The sequence below is a fragment of the Micromonospora sp. PTRAS2 genome (genome assembly GCF_054052245.1).
Genome location: NZ_JBSWBU010000001.1, coordinates 939,175 through 958,333 on the forward strand (window position 1 = coordinate 939,175; position 19,159 = coordinate 958,333).

At 74.7% G+C, this 19,159-nt stretch carries 17 protein-coding genes; 7 read left to right on the plus strand and 10 right to left on the minus strand.

Annotated elements, in window-relative coordinates; genetic code table 11:
• Nucleotides 1-10: 10 nt before the first annotated feature.
• The gene (gene rplI / locus ACVMYR_RS04480) at nucleotides 11-457 is read left to right on the plus strand and encodes a 50S ribosomal protein L9 (protein ID WP_077935333.1); all 447 of its coding nucleotides are present in this window, start codon (nucleotides 11-13) and stop codon (nucleotides 455-457) included.
• Nucleotides 458-677: 220 nt separating this feature from the next.
• Here the strand turns inward: rplI and ACVMYR_RS04485 are convergent, their stop codons facing one another.
• Nucleotides 678-2,423 (minus strand): hypothetical protein, encoded by a 1,746-nt coding sequence (locus ACVMYR_RS04485; RefSeq protein ID WP_457121147.1) that lies wholly within the window; start codon nucleotides 2,421-2,423, stop codon nucleotides 678-680.
• A gap of 400 nt (nucleotides 2,424-2,823) precedes the next feature.
• Here ACVMYR_RS04485 and dnaB point away from each other — a divergent pair, with 400 nt between their 5' ends.
• Nucleotides 2,824-5,043 carry a replicative DNA helicase gene (gene dnaB / locus ACVMYR_RS04490; protein WP_457121148.1) on the plus strand — a complete coding sequence of 740 codons (2,220 nt, stop codon included), beginning with the start codon at nucleotides 2,824-2,826 and terminating at the stop codon, nucleotides 5,041-5,043.
• Nucleotides 5,044-5,098: 55 nt separating this feature from the next.
• On the opposite strand, the gene ACVMYR_RS04495 is transcribed toward dnaB, so the two are convergent.
• The 5 genes from ACVMYR_RS04495 to ACVMYR_RS04515 all read right to left on the minus strand — a co-directional run bounded on the left by ACVMYR_RS04495 (nucleotide 5,099) and on the right by ACVMYR_RS04515 (nucleotide 10,884).
• Nucleotides 5,099-5,818, minus strand: a complete 720-nt coding sequence (locus ACVMYR_RS04495; protein ID WP_077935332.1) for a maleylpyruvate isomerase N-terminal domain-containing protein — start codon at nucleotides 5,816-5,818, stop codon at nucleotides 5,099-5,101.
• 106 nt (nucleotides 5,819-5,924) lie between these two features.
• Nucleotides 5,925-6,323 (minus strand): TFIIB-type zinc ribbon-containing protein, encoded by a 399-nt coding sequence (locus tag ACVMYR_RS04500; RefSeq protein WP_091275929.1) that lies wholly within the window; start codon nucleotides 6,321-6,323, stop codon nucleotides 5,925-5,927.
• Between the two features lie 22 nt (nucleotides 6,324-6,345).
• Complete coding sequence (locus ACVMYR_RS04505) at nucleotides 6,346-6,981, minus strand: phosphoribosyltransferase (protein ID WP_228987071.1); 636 nt, start codon at nucleotides 6,979-6,981, stop codon at nucleotides 6,346-6,348.
• A 58-nt stretch (nucleotides 6,982-7,039) separates the two neighbouring features.
• Nucleotides 7,040-8,365: a glycosyltransferase 87 family protein gene (locus tag ACVMYR_RS04510; RefSeq protein WP_457121149.1), complete on the minus strand. Its 1,326-nt coding sequence runs from the start codon at nucleotides 8,363-8,365 to the stop codon at nucleotides 7,040-7,042.
• Nucleotides 8,362-10,884, minus strand: a complete 2,523-nt coding sequence (locus tag ACVMYR_RS04515) for a putative bifunctional diguanylate cyclase/phosphodiesterase (protein ID WP_396789194.1) — start codon at nucleotides 10,882-10,884, stop codon at nucleotides 8,362-8,364. The genes ACVMYR_RS04510 and ACVMYR_RS04515 overlap by 4 nt, the downstream gene beginning before the upstream one ends.
• A 597-nt stretch (nucleotides 10,885-11,481) precedes the next feature.
• On the opposite strand from ACVMYR_RS04515, the gene moaC reads away from it, so the two are divergent.
• From moaC to ACVMYR_RS04535, 4 genes are all read left to right on the plus strand, one after another.
• Nucleotides 11,482-11,973, plus strand: a complete 492-nt coding sequence (gene moaC / locus ACVMYR_RS04520; RefSeq protein WP_431892919.1) for a cyclic pyranopterin monophosphate synthase MoaC — start codon at nucleotides 11,482-11,484, stop codon at nucleotides 11,971-11,973.
• Nucleotides 11,970-12,440, plus strand: coding sequence for a MogA/MoaB family molybdenum cofactor biosynthesis protein (locus tag ACVMYR_RS04525; protein WP_043963628.1), 471 nt, complete (start codon nucleotides 11,970-11,972; stop codon nucleotides 12,438-12,440). Before moaC ends, ACVMYR_RS04525 begins: the two co-directional genes overlap by 4 nt.
• Before the next feature lie 68 nt (nucleotides 12,441-12,508).
• Nucleotides 12,509-13,771 (plus strand): molybdopterin molybdotransferase MoeA, encoded by a 1,263-nt coding sequence (locus ACVMYR_RS04530; protein WP_431892921.1) that lies wholly within the window; start codon nucleotides 12,509-12,511, stop codon nucleotides 13,769-13,771.
• A gap of 20 nt (nucleotides 13,772-13,791) precedes the next feature.
• Complete coding sequence (locus ACVMYR_RS04535) at nucleotides 13,792-14,217, plus strand: molybdenum cofactor biosynthesis protein MoaE (protein WP_091276250.1); 426 nt, start codon at nucleotides 13,792-13,794, stop codon at nucleotides 14,215-14,217.
• Here the strand turns inward: ACVMYR_RS04535 and ACVMYR_RS04540 are convergent.
• Nucleotides 14,204-15,649 carry a glycosyltransferase 87 family protein gene (locus ACVMYR_RS04540; protein ID WP_077935325.1) on the minus strand — a complete coding sequence of 482 codons (1,446 nt, stop codon included), beginning with the start codon at nucleotides 15,647-15,649 and terminating at the stop codon, nucleotides 14,204-14,206. The two genes, ACVMYR_RS04535 and ACVMYR_RS04540, sit on opposite strands and share 14 nt — an antisense overlap.
• Before the next feature lie 215 nt (nucleotides 15,650-15,864).
• The gene (locus tag ACVMYR_RS04545; protein ID WP_091275912.1) at nucleotides 15,865-16,410 is read right to left on the minus strand and encodes a DoxX family protein; all 546 of its coding nucleotides are present in this window, start codon (nucleotides 16,408-16,410) and stop codon (nucleotides 15,865-15,867) included.
• A gap of 226 nt (nucleotides 16,411-16,636) precedes the next feature.
• Here ACVMYR_RS04545 and ACVMYR_RS04550 point away from each other — a divergent pair, with 226 nt between their 5' ends.
• Nucleotides 16,637-17,182, plus strand: coding sequence for a GNAT family N-acetyltransferase (locus ACVMYR_RS04550; RefSeq protein ID WP_431973895.1), 546 nt, complete (start codon nucleotides 16,637-16,639; stop codon nucleotides 17,180-17,182).
• Nucleotides 17,183-17,197: 15 nt separating this feature from the next.
• On the opposite strand, the gene ACVMYR_RS04555 is transcribed toward ACVMYR_RS04550, so the two are convergent.
• Entirely contained in the window at nucleotides 17,198-18,433 is a 1,236-nt protein-coding gene (locus tag ACVMYR_RS04555; protein ID WP_457121150.1) for an AAA family ATPase, read from the minus strand.
• 143 nt (nucleotides 18,434-18,576) lie between these two features.
• A complete protein-coding gene (locus ACVMYR_RS04560) occupies nucleotides 18,577-19,005 on the minus strand; it encodes an LppU/SCO3897 family protein (protein WP_457121297.1) in 429 nt (142 codons plus the stop codon).
• Nucleotides 19,006-19,159 lie beyond the last annotated feature (154 nt).

A 19,159-nucleotide genomic window follows, 5' to 3' on the forward strand; every position in this document is an offset into this window, starting at 1 on the left:
AGGCACCGATATGAAGATCATCCTGACTCAGGAGGTGTCCGGCCTCGGTGCCCCGGGCGACATCGTCGAGGTCAAGAACGGCTACGGCCGTAACTACCTGCTCCCGCAGGGCTTCGCGATCGCCTGGACCAAGGGCGCGGAGAAGCAGGTCACGGTCATCAAGCGGGCCCGCTCGGCCCGCGAGATCCGCGACCTCGGCCACGCCAACGAGGTCAAGGCCCAGCTCGAGGGCCTCAAGGTCAGCCTGAAGGCCCGCGCCGGCGACGGCGGGCGGCTCTTCGGCTCGGTCACCCCGGCCGAGATCGTCGACGCCGTCAAGGCGGCCGGCGGCCCGGCCCTCGACCGTCGTCGGCTGGAGACGTCCGGCCACATCAAGTCGCTCGGCGCGTACCCGGTCAGCATCAGGCTGCACCCCGAGGTGACCGCCAAGTTCGACCTGAACGTCGTCCAGGGCTGACACCCGACAGCACCACGCGAAGGGCCCGCACCGGATCGCCGGTGCGGGCCCTTCCGCCTTCGACGGGTGGACGATCTCGCTCGGCCGGCGGACGCAGGCGGACCAGGCCGGCCCACCAGGACCGGCGGGCCGTGGCCGGACCGGCTCGACCCGGCGAGCGTGAGCAGACGAACGGCCCGCTCTGCGGCGGAGTGTCGCCGAGGGCCGCGTGCGGCCTCGGTCAGCCGATGGGCTGGCCGGTCACCGCGCTGATCATCACCGTCGACAGCCCGCCGCCGACGACGGCTGCCGCCAGCGCCACCGTCGCCGACCGCCACGTCGTGCCGACGCGCCGCAGCAGCAGCGCGACCAGGAGGCTGCTGGCCAGCGCCAGGCCGAACCGGGGTGCCCCGTTCACCAGCGAGCCGAGGGCGTGCGACCGTGGCGAGTCGCAGCCGCCACCGCTGATGTCCGTCACGCAGCCGGCCGGTGCCTGCCCGTCCAGGGTCAGCAGCCAGACGAAGACCAGCACGGCCGGCAGCAGATAGCACGCCGCCGTGTAGACCAACGGCCGGAACGGCCCGCCCGGATCCGGGTCGAGCAGGTCGTCCTCGAGACGACGGCTCCAGGACCTGGCGGTTGCCGACTCCGCCCGCCGACGGGACGGCACGTCCACCGTCCGCGCGCCGCCGACCGGCTCGCCCCTCCGCCGGGCCGGCTCCGCCCGGCGCCGTGGCGCCGACCGCGGCCGGGGGGCGGTGTACGGCACCACCGGTGACCGCGGCGCGGACGCCGGCGCGTCCATCCACCGGGGATCGTCGCCCGCGAGCCGGGTGCCCGACCAGAACCCCTCCACGTGCTCCGGCCAGGACCATCCCTCGATCGAGCCGTCCCCGGACCGGGGCTCCACCGCCCGATCCCACCGCTGCCCATCGTCGACCCGGCCCCACTGCCCCGTCTCGGTGGTCGACCGTTCCCGCCGCCCGGTCTCCCCGGCCCGGTCCCAGCGGCCGATCTCCCCGGTCTGGTCCCACCGGCCGACGTCCCCGGTCTCCTCCCACCGGCCGATCTCCCCGGTGCGGTCCCATCGCCCGATGTCGCCGATGTCGCCGATCTCGCCGGTCTGGTCCCAGCGGGCCGCGCCGTCGGGTGACTCCCACCGGCCCTCGACCGCCGACCGGTCCCACGCGTGCACGCCGGAGGCGTCCCACGGGTCCACCGCCGGCTGATAGGACGGCGCCTCGCCGCTGGTCTCCGGCGTGTCCGCGGAGCCCCGCTCCCACGGATCCACGGCCGGTCGGGTGGACCAGGAATCCGCGCCCGCCCGGCGGCTGCGGCGGGTCCGCCGCCCTTCGCCCTCCGTCGCGTCCGCGCCGGTCGCGGTGCCCACGTCCTCCAGGCCCGACCAGACCACCTGGGGACGGCGCGACGACGACCGACGGGGGCGGGCCGCCCGCGCCGCGCCCGACACCGGATCGTCCTCGTCGGCCCGCCTGCTGCCCACGTAACCCTCGTCGCGGGAAGCCTCGTCGCGCCAGCCACCGGGCCGCTCGGGCTCCGGGGCCGCGCCGATCGCGGGCACGTCGCGCCAGCCACCGGGCCGCTCCCGCTCGGGGGCCGCCTCGATCGCGGGCACGTCCCGCCACGTTGTCTCGCTGACGCGCCGCCAACTGGTGGTCGTCTCGGTGGTGCGCCAGCCCGAGCCCGAGTGGGGCCGGACGTCGTCGTCATCGTCGTCGGGGGCCGCGTGTCGACCCCCGCCGTCGGCCCGCTCGACACCCGAGTCCAGCGCCCACCGCGGCAGGTAGGTCTCGACCGGCTCCTGCTGACCACGGCGCGCGGCCCGGCGGCGGCTCGGGGTGCGGTAGCGCTCGACGGCCGAGCTGGGCGGGTCGACCGGAGGCTGGTCGCCGGAGGCGTCCCACGGGAGGCTCGCCTGCCACTCGCGCGGGCTGCCCTCCCCGCGTCCCCAGTCCCGGTGTCTCACGGCCGGAGCGTGACCCTTCTGAACCGAAAGTGCAATCCGCTGTCCAGGTGTAGCCGTTTGCAGGAGATAGTACGGGACGAAGCGCCCGGGAAGCTCACCAGAAATTTCTCCTCCACAGGGTGGGGACGACGTTCGTGCAGGTCACGGCGTTTCGCGCCAGAATTCCCCAACAGTTATCCACAACCTGTGCACACCCTGCGCACATGTTGTCCACCGGCGTCCACAGGTTGTCCCAAGGCTCGTCCACCGGCCTGGTTGAGTCGCTGACCTCGGGTTCCGTATGGTTGCCTCTCGACCGACGGTGCGATGACCCCCCGATCGACCCGACCGGTCCGATCGGACGTCGTCGTGCCCGGCGGCGGAGCGGTAGTCCATGCCGACGCAGCGGAGGGGGGATCCCGTGTCGGTCACCGACGACATGCGGACGGAACCACGGGGCGGCGGCCAGCCACCGGCACCCGCGCAGCGGGACGGCCAGTTCGAGAAGACCCCACCCCAGGACGTCGCCGCGGAGCAGTGCGTCCTCGGCGGCATGCTGCTGTCCAAGGACGCCATCGCCGACGTCGTCGAGATCCTGAAGTCCACCGACTTCTACCGACCGGTGCATGCCACGATCTTCGACGCCATCCTCGACATCTACGGCCGGGGCGAGCCCGCCGACGCGATCACGGTGGCCGCCGCCCTGGCCGACTCGGGCGACCTCGCCCGCATCGGCGGCGCGCCCTACCTGCACACCCTCATCGCGACGGTCCCCACCGCCGCCAACGCCGCCTACTACGCCCGCATCGTCGGGGAGCGGGCCGTGCTCCGCCGCCTCGTCGAGGCCGGCACCAAGATCGTGCAGCTCGGGTACGGTACCGGCAACAACGGCAGCCGCGACGTCGACGACATCGTCGACCTCGCGCAGCAGGCGGTCTACGAGATCACCGAGCGCCGGGTCAGCGAGGACTTCGCCATCCTCGCGGACATGCTCCAGCCGACCCTCGACGAGATCGAGGCGGTGGGCGCCCAGGGCGGCGTCATGACCGGCGTGCCGACCGGCTTCACCGACCTCGACCGGCTGCTCAACGGCCTGCACCCCGGCCAGCTGATCATCGTGGCCGGCCGGCCCGGTCTGGGCAAGGCGCTCGCGCTCGACACCCCGCTGCCCACCCCCGACGGCTGGACCACGATGGGCGAGGTGACGGTCGGTGACCGGCTTCTCGCTGCGGACGGCACACCGACCACCGTCACGGCCGCCTTCGAGGTGCGGCACGACCGCCCCTGCTACGAGGTCGAGTTCTCCGACGGCTCGGTCGTCGTGGCCGACGCCGAGCACCTGTGGCGGACCACCGCCGCCCAGGACGCGGTGACGACCGCCCGGATCGCCGCCACGCTGCACACCGACGCGGCGGGCCGGCAACCCCGCCACGCCGTCGGCAACTGCGCGCCGCTGCGGTTGCCCGAGCGGGAGCTCGCCGTAGCGCCGTACGCCCTCGGGGTGGGCGTCGGCGAGGGCAGCGCCGAGCCGCACCTCCCGCCGGAGTACCTCCGCGCGTCGGAGGACCAGCGCCGGGAACTGCTCGCGGGCCTGATGGACGCCGCCGGGACGGTGCGCCCCGACGGGACCCTCCGGTACGTTTCGACCTCCCGTCGGTTGACCGGCTGCGTCCGGGAACTCGTGGTCGGCCTCGGCTACCAGTGCACCGTCGACGAGCAGCCGGCACGGGAGGGCTCGCCCGTCGCGTACACCGTGGACTTCTCGACGCCCGACACCGTCTTCCGCCTGGCGGACAGGCGGGCGGCGCACGCCGCGCGGCAGCGGACGGCCCCGGACGCCCGCGCCCGGTTCATCGTCGACGTGCGGCCGGTGCCGAGCGTCCCGGTCCGCTGCGTGACGGTGGACAACCCGGACCACCTCTACCTGGCCGGCCGGTCCATGATCCCGACGCACAACAGCACCGCGAGCATGGACTTCGCCCGGAACGCGGCCATCCGGGCCAACCAGGCGTCGGCGATCTTCTCGCTCGAAATGAGCAAGGTCGAGATCGTCATGCGACTGCTCTCGGCGGAGGCCCGCGTCCCGCTGCACGTGCTGCGCAGCGGCCAGCTCTCCGACGACGACTGGACCAAGCTGGCCCGCTGCATGGGTGAGATCAGCGAGGCGCCGCTCTTCGTCGACGACACGCCGAGCATGAACCTGATGGAGATCCGGGCGAAGGCGCGTCGGCTCAAGCAGAAGCACGACCTGAAGCTGATCGTCGTCGACTATCTCCAGCTCATGACGTCGCCGAAGCGCACCGAGAGCCGGCAGCAGGAGGTCGCGGACCTGTCCCGTGGCCTCAAGCTGCTCGCCAAGGAGGTCGAGTGCCCGGTGATCGCGGTGAGTCAGCTGAACCGTGGCCCGGAGCAGCGTACGGACAAGCGACCGCAGCTGTCCGATCTGCGCGAATCAGGATCAATTGAGCAGGATGCTGACGTGGTAATCCTTTTGCACCGGGATGACTACTATGACAAGGAGTCGCCGCGCGCCGGGGAGGCGGACTTCATCGTCGCCAAGCACCGGAACGGGCCGACCGATTCGATCACCGTGGCCGCCCAACTCCACCTGTCCCGCTTCGTCGACATGGCGATCGTCTGAGCCGGCGGGGCACCCTCCGGCCTGGCCGCTCCCCAGTGACCCGGCCGCAGTCGCTTCAGCCGATCAGCGGGAACCAGCCGGCGGCCTCGCCCAACTCCCATCGTTCCCGGTCGGTCAGCGGCACCCGGCCGGTGGCCCTGAGCAGGAAGTCCCGGTCGTCCCAGCCGACGGGCCGGACGGCGTCGTCGCTGAGCAGCCCGCAGAGGCTCGCCACCGCGACCCGGACGGGCAACGCGGCCGGTGGCGGGGCGTCGGGCAGGTCGACGATCAGGTCGAGGTGGTGCACGACCGCCTCGGTGGTGAGGGTGGCCAGCAGGTCCGGCACCCGCAGCACGTGGCCCTGCGTGGTGACGAAGCCGGCCGGGTCGGCCGCGGCGGCGGCGCGCACGGCGGCGGGGGCCGTGTCGGCCCAGACCCGGACCACCCCGCTCGGGCGCTCGAACGCGGCGGCCGCGCGCCGGGCCCACCAGGCGTGCCGGTCACCGCTGCCGGCCTCGTCGCGGGCCGCCCGCCGACCGGTCCCGGTGCCCTCGGCCGGGACGGTGAAGGCCCGCCAGTAGGAGACGTCGTCGCAGTCGGCCGGCCCGTCGGTAGGGCTGGCGAGCGCCACCAGTGCCCGCTGCGCGTCACAGAGCACGTGGAACAGCAGGTCGGCGACGAACCAGCCCCGGCACCGGGTGGGCCGTTGCAGGCCGGCGTCGTCGAGCGGGACCACGACGTCGGTGATCCCCGCGTACGCCTGCGCCAGCGCCTCGGGCTGGGAAACGGCCGTCATGGACGCAGCCTCGCACGCCGGGCGCCTCCTGGCATGCCGGCGACGTGGGGCGGTCACCGGGATCGGACCTGCCCCACGCCGCCGACATGGCGATCGCCTGGACGGGTCAGTCGAAGAGTTCGCCGAGGAAGCCGCCGTGGTGCTTCTTACGGCGGTAGTGGCCGTGGTAGCCGTAGTGCGGCTGGGCGTGCCCGCCGTACGCGGGGGCGGGCGGCGGGTAGCCGTGCGTCGGGGGCGGCGGCGGGGGCGGGGGCACCGCGCCGTAGCCCGGCTGGGGGGCGGGAGGTGGAGGCGGCGGGTATGCGCCGGGTGCCTGCGCCGGCCGGGCCTGGTTCGGGGCGCCCGCCGACTGCTGCCGGTTCCAGTTCGCCTCGGCCTCGAACAGCTTCTCCAGTTCGCCGCGGTCGAGGAAGATCCCCCGACATTCGCCGCACTGGTCGATGACGACTCCGCTGCGCTCGTACTGGCGCATGTCTCCGTGACACTTGGGACAGGTGAGCTGCATTACCCGAAGGTACCCGGTCAGGTCACCCGATCGCCGCTAGCGCGTTGGTCACCTCGTCGTCGGACACCTCGTGGAAGTCGAAGTAGTAGGCGCCGACCGCGCCGAAGTCGGCAGGCCGCTCGGCGCAGACGACCTCGTCGGCCTCGGCGGCGAGCATCTCGTACGCCTGCTGCGAGCCGACGGGCACCGCGACGACCACCCGGCGGGCGCCGAGGTGCCGGGCCACCTGGACGGCGGCGCGGGCGGTCGCCCCGGTGGCCAGGCCGTCGTCGACGACGACGGCGGTGCGGCCGGTCAGGTCGAGCGGGGGTCGCCCGGCCCGGTAGCGCTGCTCGCGGCGTTCCAGTTCCGCCTGCTCACGGCGCTGCACCTCGGCCACCTCCCCGGCGTCGAGCCGGGCGGCCACCGTCTCGTTGAGCACCCGCACGCCGTTGGGGCCGAGCGCGCCGAAGGCGACCTCGGGGGCCAGGGGCAGGCCGAGCTTGCGGACCACCAGCACGTCGAGGGGGACGCCGAGCCGCTCGGCGACCACCCGGGCCACGGGCACGCCGCCTCGGACGAGCCCGAGCACGGTGACGTCGGAGTGCCCGACGAGGCCGGCGAGCCGGTCGGCGAGGACCCGGCCGGCGTCTTCCCGGTCGCGGAAGGTCGTCGTCATATCTCAGGTGTACGCCGTGCCGGTCGACCGCGCCGGCCGTCGGGGCGAAGCCCCCCGGTCAGGGGGCGGCGGGGCCCGGCTCGGGGCGGGCCAGGGCGGGTGCCCAGGCGAGCAGGGCCACCGGGTAGAGCAGGTAACCGAAGCGGGTGGTGGGCATCAGCAGGATCGCCGCGAGCAGCCCGTACCCGCAGATCAGGGCGGCGGCGGCGGCCGTGCGGGGCGGGCGGCGCAGGAGCCGGAGGGCGATCGCGGCCCCGGCGGCGACGAGCAGCGCGGCGGCGACGACCCGGCCGGCGGGCAGGGCGGTGGCGATGAGGTGACCGGGGAACGGGGACTGCGCCGGGCTGGTCACCAGGCCGTGGCCGAGCGGGAAGCGCAGCACGTTCTCGACCAGCGCGTCGCGGTCGACGAGCAGGGCGGGGAGCAGGGCGAGCGCCGGCACGCCGAGCGCGCCGGCGGCGAGCCGCCCGGCGCAGCGGTGGGTGGCCGCCCAGGCGATCAGCACGAGGGCGACCGGCCAGGCGAAGAGCTTCAACGCGCCCGCCACGCCGATCGCGAGGCCGGCGCGGCCCGGCCGGCCGCTGGCGGCGAGGGCGAGGGCCAGCAGGCAGGCGGCGAGCACCGGCAGGTCGTCGCCGCCGGTGGCGAGGGTGAGGGCGCAGACCGGCAGCACGGTCGCCGCCTGGATCCCGCGCAGCACGGCCGCCGCCCGGTCGTCGTCGCCGGCCGAGGTGCCGAGGGCCGAGGTGCCGAGGGCGGCCGGGGCTCCGGTGCGCAGGGCGGCCACCGCCAGGGCGAGGAGCAGCGCGGTGGCGACGGCGAACCAGACCCGGGCGTCCGTCCACCAGCCGTCGGCGACGGCGCGCGGCAGGCCGAACAGGGCCATGCCCGGCTGGTACGGGGTGTAGCCGAGCAGCCGCTCGTCGGCGGGGAGCGCGGCGATCGCGTCGTGCCCGAGGTAGGGCGTGCCGGTCTCGACGAGGCGGTTGCCGCTGTGCTCGACGACGACCACCTCCTCCTGCGCCCGGTCGGTGCGGCCGGCGGCCCGCTGCGCGCTCTGCACCAGCAGCGGCAGCAGCGTGGTGGTGGCCCAGGCCAGCCCGGTGACCGCCCAGCGGGCCGGCAGGGCGGCGAGCGTCCCGGCGGCGTCCCGGCGGCGGGCGGCGAGCTGGCCGGCGACGGCGAGCGCGGCGAGCAGGTAGCCGAACGCGGCGACGGTGCCCCAGGCGCGGTGCGGCGGGAGGGTGGAGGTGCCGGCGGTGATCGCCGCGAACGCGGCGGAGGCACCGTAGAGCCCGAGGTCGAGGGCGAGGCCGCCGGCGGCCCGGTCGATCCTGCGCCAGCGTGCGGGGGCGCGGGTGGCCCGGTCGGCGGCGGCGGTCACGCGGGCAAGTGTGGCAGACGCTCTCCCCGGCTGCGGCCACCCTGCCGCCGCCCGGCGGGAAGCCGGACCACGGTGCCCGCGTCGTGCAGCGGCGGGGCGAGGGTGCCGGTGCGACCGCCGAAGCCGCGGTGCAGGGTGGACAGGAGCGTGCCGGCCGGCACCGGCCGGCCGAAGAGGTGGCCCTGCCCGGCGGTGCAGCCCAGCTCCCAGAGGGCGCGGCGCTGCGGTTCGCTCTCCACCCCCTCGGCGACGACGGTGAGCCCGAGGCTGCGGCCGAGGTCGAGGGTGGACCGGATGACGGCGGCGGCCTCGGCCGATCCCTCCATGGCCGACACGAAGCTGCGGTCGATCTTGAGCTCGTGGACGGGGATGCGGGAGAGCAGGGACAGCGACGAGTAGCCGGTGCCGAAGTCGTCCAGGGCCAGCCGGACGCCCTCGTCGCGCAGCCGGCTGAGCACCCGGTCGACCACGTCGAGCTGGCTGAGGGTCAGCGTTTCGGTCAGCTCCAGGACCAGCCGGTCCGGCGGCAGGTCGTGGGCGCGCAGCCGGGCCAGCACGGAGCCGGGGAAGCGGGCGTCGAGCAGGCTGCGCGGCGACACGTTGACCGCCACGGGCAGGTCGAAGCCGGCGTCGCGCCAGCTGTTGGCGGCGATGAGCGCCTGGTCGAGGATCGCCTCGGCGAACGCGGGGAGCAGGCCGGAGCGCTCGACGGCCTCCAGGAAGCGCAGCGGGTCGATGATGCCGTGCACCGGGTGGTGCCAGCGGGCCAGCGCCTCCGCGCTGGTCACCTCGCCGGTGCCGAGGTCGACGATGGGCTGGAAGTTGACGGTGAACTCCTGGTCGGCGACCGCCCGGGGCAGCTCACCGCCGAGGGTGAGCCGGCCGAGGTCGGCGGTGTCCCGCGTCGGCGCGTAGGTGGCGATCCGCTGGCCGGCGCGCTTCGCCTGGTACATCGCGACGTCGGCGCGGCGCAGCAGCTCCGGCATTCCGCCGCTGGCCGGCGCGATCGCGATGCCGCCGCTGGCCTCCACGCTGATCCGCATGCCGTCGACGTCGAGGGGCTCGTGCAGCGCGGCGAGCAGGGCCTCGGTGCGGTGCGCGGCCACCGCCGGGGCGGGCAGGCCGCGCAGGAGCACGGCGAACTCGTCGCCGCCGAGGCGGGACACCAGGTCGCCGCCCTGGGCGGCGCCGCGCAGCCGGTCGGCGACCTGCAGGAGCACCTGGTCGCCGGCGGCGTGGCCGAGGGTGTCGTTGACCTCCTTGAAGTGGTTGAGGTCGATCAGCACGAGCGCGGTCACCCCGTCGGCGTGCCGGGCGTTGAGCTGTTCGCTGCCCTGGTCCAGCAGGTGCCGCCGGTTGGCCAGGCCGGTGAGGGTGTCGTGGGTCGCCGCGTACGCGTGCTCGTCGGCGACGCGGGCCAGTTCGGCGTACGCCTGGGCGTTGCGGACGGCGGTGCACAGCGCCGAGGTGAAGGTGCGCAGGGTGTACTGCTCGCGTTCGGAGAACTGGACGGGGCCGTGGAACCGCAGGCGGAGCGTGCCGACGTCGACGGTGCGGTCGTGCCCTTCCAGGCGGGCGGAGATCACCGACCCGTGCGCCGTGCCGCCGGGGCCGGTCGGCCCGTCGTAGGTGAGGGTGCCGGCGGAGCCGCGGACCGTCCGGCCCGTCCCGCGCAGGAAGATCTCCACCTCGTCGGCGGAGAACAGCTCGGCGGCCTGGGTGACGGCGGTGGTGAGGACCTTGTCGAGGTCGACGACGTTGAGCGCGTCGGTGGTGCGGGCCAGGCGCTGCCACGCCTGCTGCTCGGTGCGGGTGCGGACCCGGTTGCTGTAGAGCAGGTGCAGGCTCAGCACCAGGGGCGGGACGGCGAGCAGGAGGCGGCTGTCGGCCCGGAGGATGAAGACGGTGCCGATGATCACCAGGAGCCGGGCGGCGGCGGTGGCGGCCCGCAGGCCCCAGTCCTCCCGGAACAGGTCCCGCAGCCGCTCGCCGGTCGCCATCGCGATGACCGGGAGGGTGACCAGCTCGTCGAGGACCACGGCCGCCAGGTAGGCGACGGAGAGCGGCAGGACGAGATGGACGATCAGGTCGTCACCGGTGCGCCAGCCGGCGGCGTGCAGGGTCGCCCCCGCGACGGCGGCGACCAGCGTGTTCTTGCCGATGCCGAACAGCGTCTTGAGCGTGGTCTTCCGGTCCAGCCAGGTGGTGATCGCGATGCCGAGGGCGGTGGCGAGGACCACCATGGGGGTTGAGGCGACGGCCAGGCCGATGAGGATGGCGGTCTCGGTCCAGGCGATGTCGTGGTTCGTGGCTCTGATCCGGACCCGGACCTTCACCGTGACCCCGATGGCGACCAGCGAGACGAGCGCCGCCCAGAGTGCCAGGTTGCCGGGGTCGCTCCCGGCCAGGAGCTGGTCGGTGGAGACGACGAGGGCGGCGGACGCACAAACGACGACGAGACCGACTAGCGACTGGAGTCGCCGATCGGTCTCGGTCCGTCGATTCGTCGGAGCGGCCACCCATCGTCCTCGCGTTGTCACCGATGGCTATGCGTTCCTCAGGGTACTGGCCTTTATCCGCTCCGAGAAGTGCTCTCAACTCCACTCGTGCGACTTCATCACAGCCCCCAGCCTTTCTGCCGTTCCTGTCTGACGGAGGAAAGCTTAAGGCCGGTCCCGTCCAATTCTGTACTGATAAATGTCGGTATGCGCAATATAAGCCAACCCGGGGATGATTTGTCACGGTGTGTTTACGGAACCTGTGCGGAGCGCTCTACAGGGAATTGCGTCGCGCTTGTCGTTTCTGTGTCGCGCGGCTACGTGGTCGGCAAAGAGTACGGCTCGTCCCCGTACCCAGTCTGGCGAGGTCCGCCTCTCGGCTCATCCGCGCTTCGGGTGTTTCTTTCCCGCTCGCCCCGGAAGTGGCGGTGTCTCCCGTCGCAGCGTGACGCACCGGGACGGACCGACTCCCGGCAGTCGCGCCGAATGCCCCCGGCGGGGAAACGCCGTCTCGTCGATGCAATTCCTTTGTCCGCCCGGACGCCCGTCCACGGGACCGCCCCGCGTCGGGGAAGGTGGGAACCGGGGCCGGGCGTACCGGAGGATAGGCTCGCGACCGTGACGGATCCCGCCCAGCTCACCCACGTCGACGCGGCGGGCGCGGCCCGCATGGTCGACGTCTCCGCCAAGGCGGTCTCCGGCCGGCTCGCGGTGGCCGCCGGCCGGCTGCGGACCACCGCCGAGGTGGTCGACCTGCTGCGCCGCGACGGGCTGCCCAAGGGCGACGCGCTCGCCGTCGGTCGGCTCGCCGGCATCATGGGGGCCAAGCGGACCCCGGACCTGATCCCGCTCTGCCACCCGATCGCGCTGCACGGCGTGACGGTCGACCTGACGCTGACCGACGACACCGTCGAGATCACCGCCACGGCGCGGACCGCCGACCGCACGGGCGTGGAGATGGAGGCGCTGACCGCCGTGGCGGTCGCCGGCCTCGCCCTGGTCGACATGGTCAAGGCGGTCGACCCGGCGGCGTCGGTCGACGCGGTGCGGGTGCTCCGCAAGGAGGGCGGCAAGACGGGCCTGTGGCAGCGGCCGGCGGACCGACCGTGATCCGCGCCCGGGTGGTGGTCGCCTCCAACCGCGCCTCGGCCGGGGTCTACGCCGACACCAGCGGCCCGCTGCTCGTCGCCGGCCTGCGCGAGCTGGGCTGCCAGGTCGACGACCCGGTGGTGGTGCCCGACGGCGAGCCGGTCGGCGCGGCGCTGCGGGCCGCCCTGGCCGACGGGGTCGACGTGGTGCTGACCAGCGGCGGCACCGGCATCACCCCGACCGACCGCACCCCCGACGTGACCCGCGCGCTGCTCGACCACGAGATCCCCGGCATCGCCGAGGCGATCCGGGCGCACAGCCGGGACCGGGTGCCGACGGCGGCGCTGTCCCGGGGCGTCGCCGGGGTCGTCGGCCGGATGCTGGTCGTCAACCTGCCCGGCTCCACCGGCGGCGCCCGCGACGGGCTCGCCGTCCTCGGCCCGATCCTCACCCACGCCGTCGACCAGCTCCGCGGCGGCGACCACTGAGCGACCGGCACCCGGGACGGCCCGCCACTGGCCGGGTGGGTCCCGCCGGCCGACGATAGGCTCGGCCGGTGAGCACGGAAACCGCGTCCGCCGCGGAACAGGTCGCCGTACCGCCGCCGGCCGGCTGGGAGGAGGCCCGCTCCCGGGTGTACGCCGTCGGCCTCGCCGCCGCGCTGCCCGCCGTCGGCCGGCCGCTCGCCGACACCGACGGGCACACCCTCGCCGAGCCGCTGACCACCCGCACCGACCTGCCCGCCTTCCCCACCTCCAGCGTGGACGGCTGGGCGGTGCGCGGGGACGGTCCGTGGTCGGTCGTCGGCCGGGTGCTGGCCGGTGGCAGCCCGGCCCCGCTGACCGACGACGGCACCACCGTCGAGATCGCCACCGGCGCGATGGTGCCCGAGGGGGTCACCGCGATCCTGCGGGTCGAGGAGTCCACCCGCACCGCCGACGGCCGGGTCGCCGGCACCCCCCGGCCGAGCCCCGAGTGGCGCGAGCCCGGCGAGGAGGCACGCGCCGGTGAGGAGCTGCTCCCGGCGGGCACCCCGGTCGACCCGGCGGTGATCGGACTGGCCGCCTCCTGCGGCCACGACACGCTGCGGGTGCGCCGGTCGCCCCGCGCCGCGCTGCTGGTCTTCGGCGACGAGCTGTTGACGTCGGGGCCGCCGGCCGCCGGCCGGGTGCGGGACGCCCTCGGGCCGGCCGTGCCGGCGTGGCTGCGCCGGTACGGCTGCCAGGTGCGCCCGGCCGACGTCGTCGGCCCGGTGGCCGACACGCTGCCGGCGCACGTGGCGGCCCTGCGCGCGGCACTGGCCACCGCCGACCTGGTCTGCACCACCGGCGGCACGATGCACGGCCCGGTCGACCACCTGCACCCCACCCTGGAGGCGCTCGGCGCGGACTACGTGGTCAACACGGTCGCGGTCCGCCCCGGCTTCCCCATGCTGCTGGCCCGGCTGGTCGACCCGGACGGCCGGGTCCGCTTCGTCGCCGGCCTGCCCGGCAACCCGCAGTCCGCGATCGTCGCGCTCGTCTCGCTGGTCGCGCCGCTGCTGGCGGGCCTGCAGGGCCGGCCGATGCCGGTGCTGCCGCACGCCACGCTGGCCGAGGCCGTGCCGGGGCGGGGCGACTACACCCACCTGGCCCTGGTCCGGCTGGACCGGGTCGCCGGCACCGCCCACCCGGTCCGGCACGTCGGGTCGGCCATGCTGCGCGGGCTGGCCGGCGCGGACGGCTTCGCGGTCATCCGCCCCGGCAGCACCGGCGAGCCGGGCGCGCGGGTGCCGGTCGTGCCGCTGCCGCTGCTGCCCGGGGAGCGGTCGTGTCCGTGAGAAGGGTGCACCCGGTGACGATCGAGGAGCCGACCGTCTTCGGCACGGTCACCACCGAGCCGCTGGACCTGGCGGCGCACGAGGCGGCGGTCGCCGACCGGCGGGCCGGGGCGGTGGTGTCGTTCCAGGGCGTGGTCCGCGACCACGACCACGGTCGCGCGGTGCTCAGCCTGGAGTACGAGGGGCACCCGAGCGCCGCCGCCGTGCTCCGGGAGGTCGCCGCCGAGATCGCCGCCGACCCCGACGTCTACGCGGTCGCCGTGTCGCACCGCGTCGGCCCGCTCGTCATCGGCGACGCGGCCCTGGTGGCGGCGGTGAGCACCGCGCACCGGGCGGCCGCGTTCGCCGCCTGCGCCCGGCTCGTCGACGAGGTGAAGGCGCGGCTGCCGATCTGGAAGCGGCAGGTGTTCGCGGACGGCACCGAGGAGTGGGTCAACTGCCCCTGACGGCGCTCGCGGCGCGGCCGAACCGGTCGGCGTAGAAGGCCGGCTCGGCGCCCGGCCGCCACGGCAGCGCGGCGACCAGCACGATCAGCGCCACGGCCAGCGAGTTCTCCATCAGCGCGCCGAACAGGCCGTCCTGGTAGTGCGACACCTCGGGGAGCTGGTGCTCGTACGGCCAGATGGGCGAGATCAGGAACAGCAGGTAGAGCCCCACCGCCGCCACGCCGTGCCGCAGGCCGGTCAGCGTCGGATACCAGATCGGCGGGCGCAGCCCGTTGACCCCGGGCAGCCCGCCGTAGGACGACGCCTGGCCGGGCCGCTGCGCCACGCCCCGGCTCGCCTCGCGGCGGCGCAGCGCGGCGTCGGCCAGGACGATGACCGCCGGGATGACCCAGACCAGGTGGTGCGACCAGGAGATCGGGCTGACCACGTTCGCGGTGAGCCCGACCAGGGTGAACGCGGTCAGCTCGTCGCCGTCGGCGCGCGCGCTGACGGCCCGGGACAGCCCGAGCGCGAGCACCAGCACCGAGAACGACAGCCAGAGCAGCCCCGGGGTCTCGATCGAGTCGTAGAGCCGGGCCAGCAGGCCGGCGAGGGACTGGTTCGGGGTCATGTCGGCCGCGCCGACCCGCTCGGTCTGCCAGAGCACGCCGCCGAAGTAGGCCCGCGACTCGGTGCCGACCAGCGCGAAGCCGGCGAGGGTCACCCCGATCGTGGTGCCGACCGCCGTGGCCGCCGCCCGCCACTGCCGGGTGATCACGAGGTACACGACGAAGAGCGCCGGGGTCAGCTTGACGGCGGTGGCCAGGCCGATGCCGACCCCGGCCCACGCCCCGCTGAACACGAACCGCCGCAGCGGCCCGGCCGCGTCGTCGAACCGGGTGCCCCGCCGGGCCCGCCAGCGCAGCCCGATCAGGTCGGCCATGATCAGGGCGAACAGCAGCAGGTTGACCTGCCCGTAGCCGAGGGTCTCGCGCCCCGGCTCGATGGCGATCGCCATCGGCGTCGCGATGCCCACCGTGTACCACAACGGCCAGCCCAGCCGGTCGACGATCGGCCGCAGCAGACCGGCCAGGACGAGGGCCAGCGCGCCGATGCTGGCCACGGCGTTCAGCCAACCGGCGACGTTGACGGGCACCAGCGCCATGGGCAGCATCACCAGCGCGCCGAACGGGGGGTAGGTGAAGCCGAGCGTGGTGGAGGGGGCGATGAACTCGTACAGCTCGTTGCCGTTCGCCCACCACACCACCGCGCCGTGGTAGATCTTCATGTCGAAGAAGTTGTACGGCCGCCCGAAGGCGCCGATCGCGAGCCACGCCGCGTACGCGACGGTGGCGATCACACCGGCGCGCACCGCCGTCCTGCGGTCCACCCCACGGGTCGCGCGACGGACCGGAGCGAGGCGGTCCATCCGTCGTCCGACGGTCGCCGGCACGTCGTGGCCACCCCCATACCAAGGTCGTCCTGCCCGTCCAGGTCCAGCACGGAGCCTAGAACGGCGCCTCACGTTGATGCCTCCCGCGTTATGCGACCGTGTCCGATCCCACACTGGTTTTTTACATTTCCACCGCGTTAACGCCTACCGGGCGGTTCAGGTAATTCGTGGCGTTGGTGGGGGCGGGCCAACGGAGAGGAGGGTCGCGCCGCAGGTCAGCCCGGCAGTCGACGGGCGGTGGCGGCCGAGCGTACGGCGATCCGGGCCTCGCGGCGGGCCGTCCGGACGGCCCGGGCCACCGACCGTCGCGAGTGGCCGAACCGGTGACCGGCGCGCCACCGCAGGCCCGGCTTGCCCTCGGTGTCGGCGGCGGCCAGCAGCAGCCCGCCGAAGAGCCCGAGATTCTTCAGGAAGTGGACCTGGTTCTGCATGCGTTCGGCCGGGTCGGTGCTGTTCCAGAAGGGATGGCCGGCGGCCGTCGTCGGGATCAGCGTGCCAGCGAGCAGCAGCGCGGCCGGGCGGGTGAACTTCCCGGTGGCCAGCATCAGCCCGCCGACGAGCTGGGTGGCAGCGTTGGCGCGGATCAACGTCTCGGTGTCGGTGGGGATGCGCGGGGAGACCTGCTGGAGCAGCGGGGTCACCCGGTCGGTGACCGGCTTCGCCGCCGGCACCAGCCGCCCCGGATGCTGAAAGTTGCGGGCGCCGCTGACCACGAAGATGCCGCTCAACATGACGCGGGCGAGGGAACGCACGGGTGTCATGGGTCAGTCATACCCCGTCGCGGGCACCGCTACCCCTGCAACGGCCCGATCCGATCGGTGAACGTGGACGTCGCCGCCGGGCCCGTGGCCCGCGGGTCGGCGCGTCGATCGAGGCCCGTCGCGCAGGGGAACGCCACGCCGATGCGGGCCCGTCGCGGCGGGCAGCGCCACGCCGATCGGGGCGACCGTCGGTGGTGGAACCGGCCCGGCGGGTAACCTCGCCCGGGTGACGACTCTGCGGCTGCGGCCCGAGGGCCCGGCGGACACCGGCCCCGTCCGGCGGGTGCTGACCGCCGGGTTCGCCCGCCCGGACGTGTCGACCCCGCCCGAGGTGGGGCTGGTCGAGGACCTGCGCGGCACCGACGCCTGGATCCCCGAGCTGGCCATGGTCGCCGAGTACGGCGGCGAGGTGGTCGGCTACGCCCTGCTCACCCGGGTCCACGTCCGCGACGACGGCGGGAGCGCCCCGGCGCTGGCCCTCGGCCCGGTGGCGGTCGCCCCCCACCGGCAGCGGGTCGGGCACGGCACGGCCGTCGTGCAGGCCGCCCTGGACGCCGCCACCGAGCTCGGCGAGCGACTCGTGGTGGTGCTCGGTGACCCGGGCTACTACCGGCGGTTCGGCTTCACCCGCGCCGACCGGATGGGGCTGACCAGCCCGTGGTCCGGCCTGGGCGAGCCGTGGCAGGCGCTGGTCCTGCCCGCCAGCACCAGCGGGGACGGCCCCGTGCCCCGGGGCGAGGTGCTGTTCCCGCCGCCCTGGTCGAAGGTCTGACCACCCGGCGCGTGCTCAGGCCGGCTGGGTGCGCAGGTAGCGGCCGAAGTGCGGGACGGTGAACGCGACCGTGCCGCGTTCCCCGGAGTAGATCAGCCCCTTCTTGATCAGCGCGTCCCGCGCCGGGGAGAGGCTCGCCGGCTTGCGCCCGAGCGCGCGGGCGATCTCGGCGGTCGGCACGGCCGCGTCCATGTCGTCCCGGCCGCCCGCGTCCCCCTCCACCAGGGACAGGGTGGCCATGGCGCGCATGTACTCGCGCTCAGCCGGCGTGGCCCGCTCGAACCGGGAGCCGAAGAAGCCCACCGCCAGCTCGGCCTCCGCCTCGGGGGCGGCCACCCGCACGTCCGCGTCGGTGATCGGGGACCGCGGCGCGTGGTCCCAGGTGGCCTTGCCGTACGCCTGGACGAAGTACGGGTAGCCGCCCGACTTCTCATAGAGCAGGTCGAGGGCCTTCGGCTCGTACTCGACCTCCTCACGCTCGGCCGGCGCGCAGAGCGCCTGGTCGGCGGCGATCCGGTCGAGCCGGTCGATGCGCTGGTAGCGGAACAGCCGCTCCGAGTACGACTTGGCGGCGCTGAGCACGGCCGGCAGGTGCGGCAGGCCCGCGCCCACCACGATCAGCGGCGCGCCGAGCTGCGACAGCTCGTGGCAGGCGGCGCAGAGCGCCGAGACGTCCTCGGGGCCGAGATCCTGCATCTCGTCGATGAAGACGGCGATGCCGGTGCCGACGTCGGCGGCCACCGCCGCGGCGTCGCTGAGCAGCTCCACCAGGTCGATCTCGATGTCGCCCGAGTCGGCCCGGCCGGTCGCGGCCGGCACGTCGATGCCCGGCTGCCACCGGTCGCGCAGCTTCGGTGCCGTGCCCGCCCGGCCGGTCGGCGCGGACCGCTGGGCGAACGCCTTGAGCACCCCGAGGAACGCGTCGATCCGGTCCGGGGCGCGGTGCCGGGGGGCCAGCTCCCGCACCGCCATGTGCAGCGCGGCGGCGACCGGACGGCGCAGCGACTGGTCGGGTCGCGCCTCGATCTTGCCGGTGCCCCAGAGGCGGGTGATCGCCTGCGAGCGCAGGGTGTTGAGCAGGACGGTCTTCCCCACGCCGCGCAGGCCCGTGAGCATCAGGCTGCGTTCGGGGCGGCCCCGCGCGATGCGCTCCAGCACGACGTCGAAGACGTCCAGCTCCCGCCCCCGCCCCGCGAGCTCGGGCGGGCGCTGGCCGGCGCCCGGGGCGTACGGGTTGCGGATCGGATCCACGAATTGCACAGTATCGGGCCGTCTAGCTGCGGGGCTAGACATCCGTAGAGGACCCTACCGGCGTGTCGTCGGCCGTCGAGGCAAAACTAGGGCTGTCTAGCGTCCACGCTAGACAGCCCTAGTTTCGGGTAGCGGGCCCGCTCTCAGCGGGTGCGCTTCTTCAGGCAGAGCACGTAGTCGAGGGCGTTGACCGGGTTGTCGCTGACGAAGTTGGCGGTCGCGTCCGGCGACGCCGTCTTGCACCGGTCGCCGTTCGTGGTGCCGGGGATGCGCAGCAGGACCTCGTACGTGTCCGGTCCGCACGGGACCTTCCGCAGGTCGGCGTTGGCGTCCGTGCCGTCGTTGACCACGCAGTCGCCCCTCGCGAAGTCCCGGTCGTCGTCCTCGGTCGGGCTCGGCTCGGCCGTGGTCGGTGCGGCCGTCGGAACGTCGCTCGGCTCGCCCGTCGGCACCGTCGAGGTGTTCACCGTCGGCGCGGCGGAGCCGTCGTCGTCGGCCGCCTGCCAGATCCCCCACCCGGCCAGGGCGAGGCAGGGGCAGAGCAGCAGCACGACCACCAGGGCGATGATCAGGGCGATCCGGCCGCCCCGGCGCGGCGCGGGCGGGGCGACGGGCGGTGGCCCGTACCCCGGGGGCGGCGGCGGGCCCCACGGCCCGGCCGGCCCCGGCTGGTTGACCGGCGGGAAGGGGCCAGGGGGCGGGTACCCACCCGGCTGGCCGCCGGGC

Bases quoted from the DNA above. Each gene is read 5' to 3' on its own strand.
- rplI (WP_077935333.1), top strand. From the start codon at position 11: ATGAAGATCATCCTGACTCAGGAGGTGTCCGGCCTCGGTGCCCCGGGC.
- ACVMYR_RS04495 (WP_077935332.1), bottom strand. From the start codon at position 5,818: ATGACGGCCGTTTCCCAGCCCGAGGCGCTGGCGCAGGCGTACGCGGGG.
- ACVMYR_RS04500 (WP_091275929.1), bottom strand. From the start codon at position 6,323: ATGCAGCTCACCTGTCCCAAGTGTCACGGAGACATGCGCCAGTACGAG.
- ACVMYR_RS04505 (WP_228987071.1), bottom strand. From the start codon at position 6,981: ATGACGACGACCTTCCGCGACCGGGAAGACGCCGGCCGGGTCCTCGCC.
- ACVMYR_RS04545 (WP_091275912.1), bottom strand. From the start codon at position 16,410: ATGACACCCGTGCGTTCCCTCGCCCGCGTCATGTTGAGCGGCATCTTC.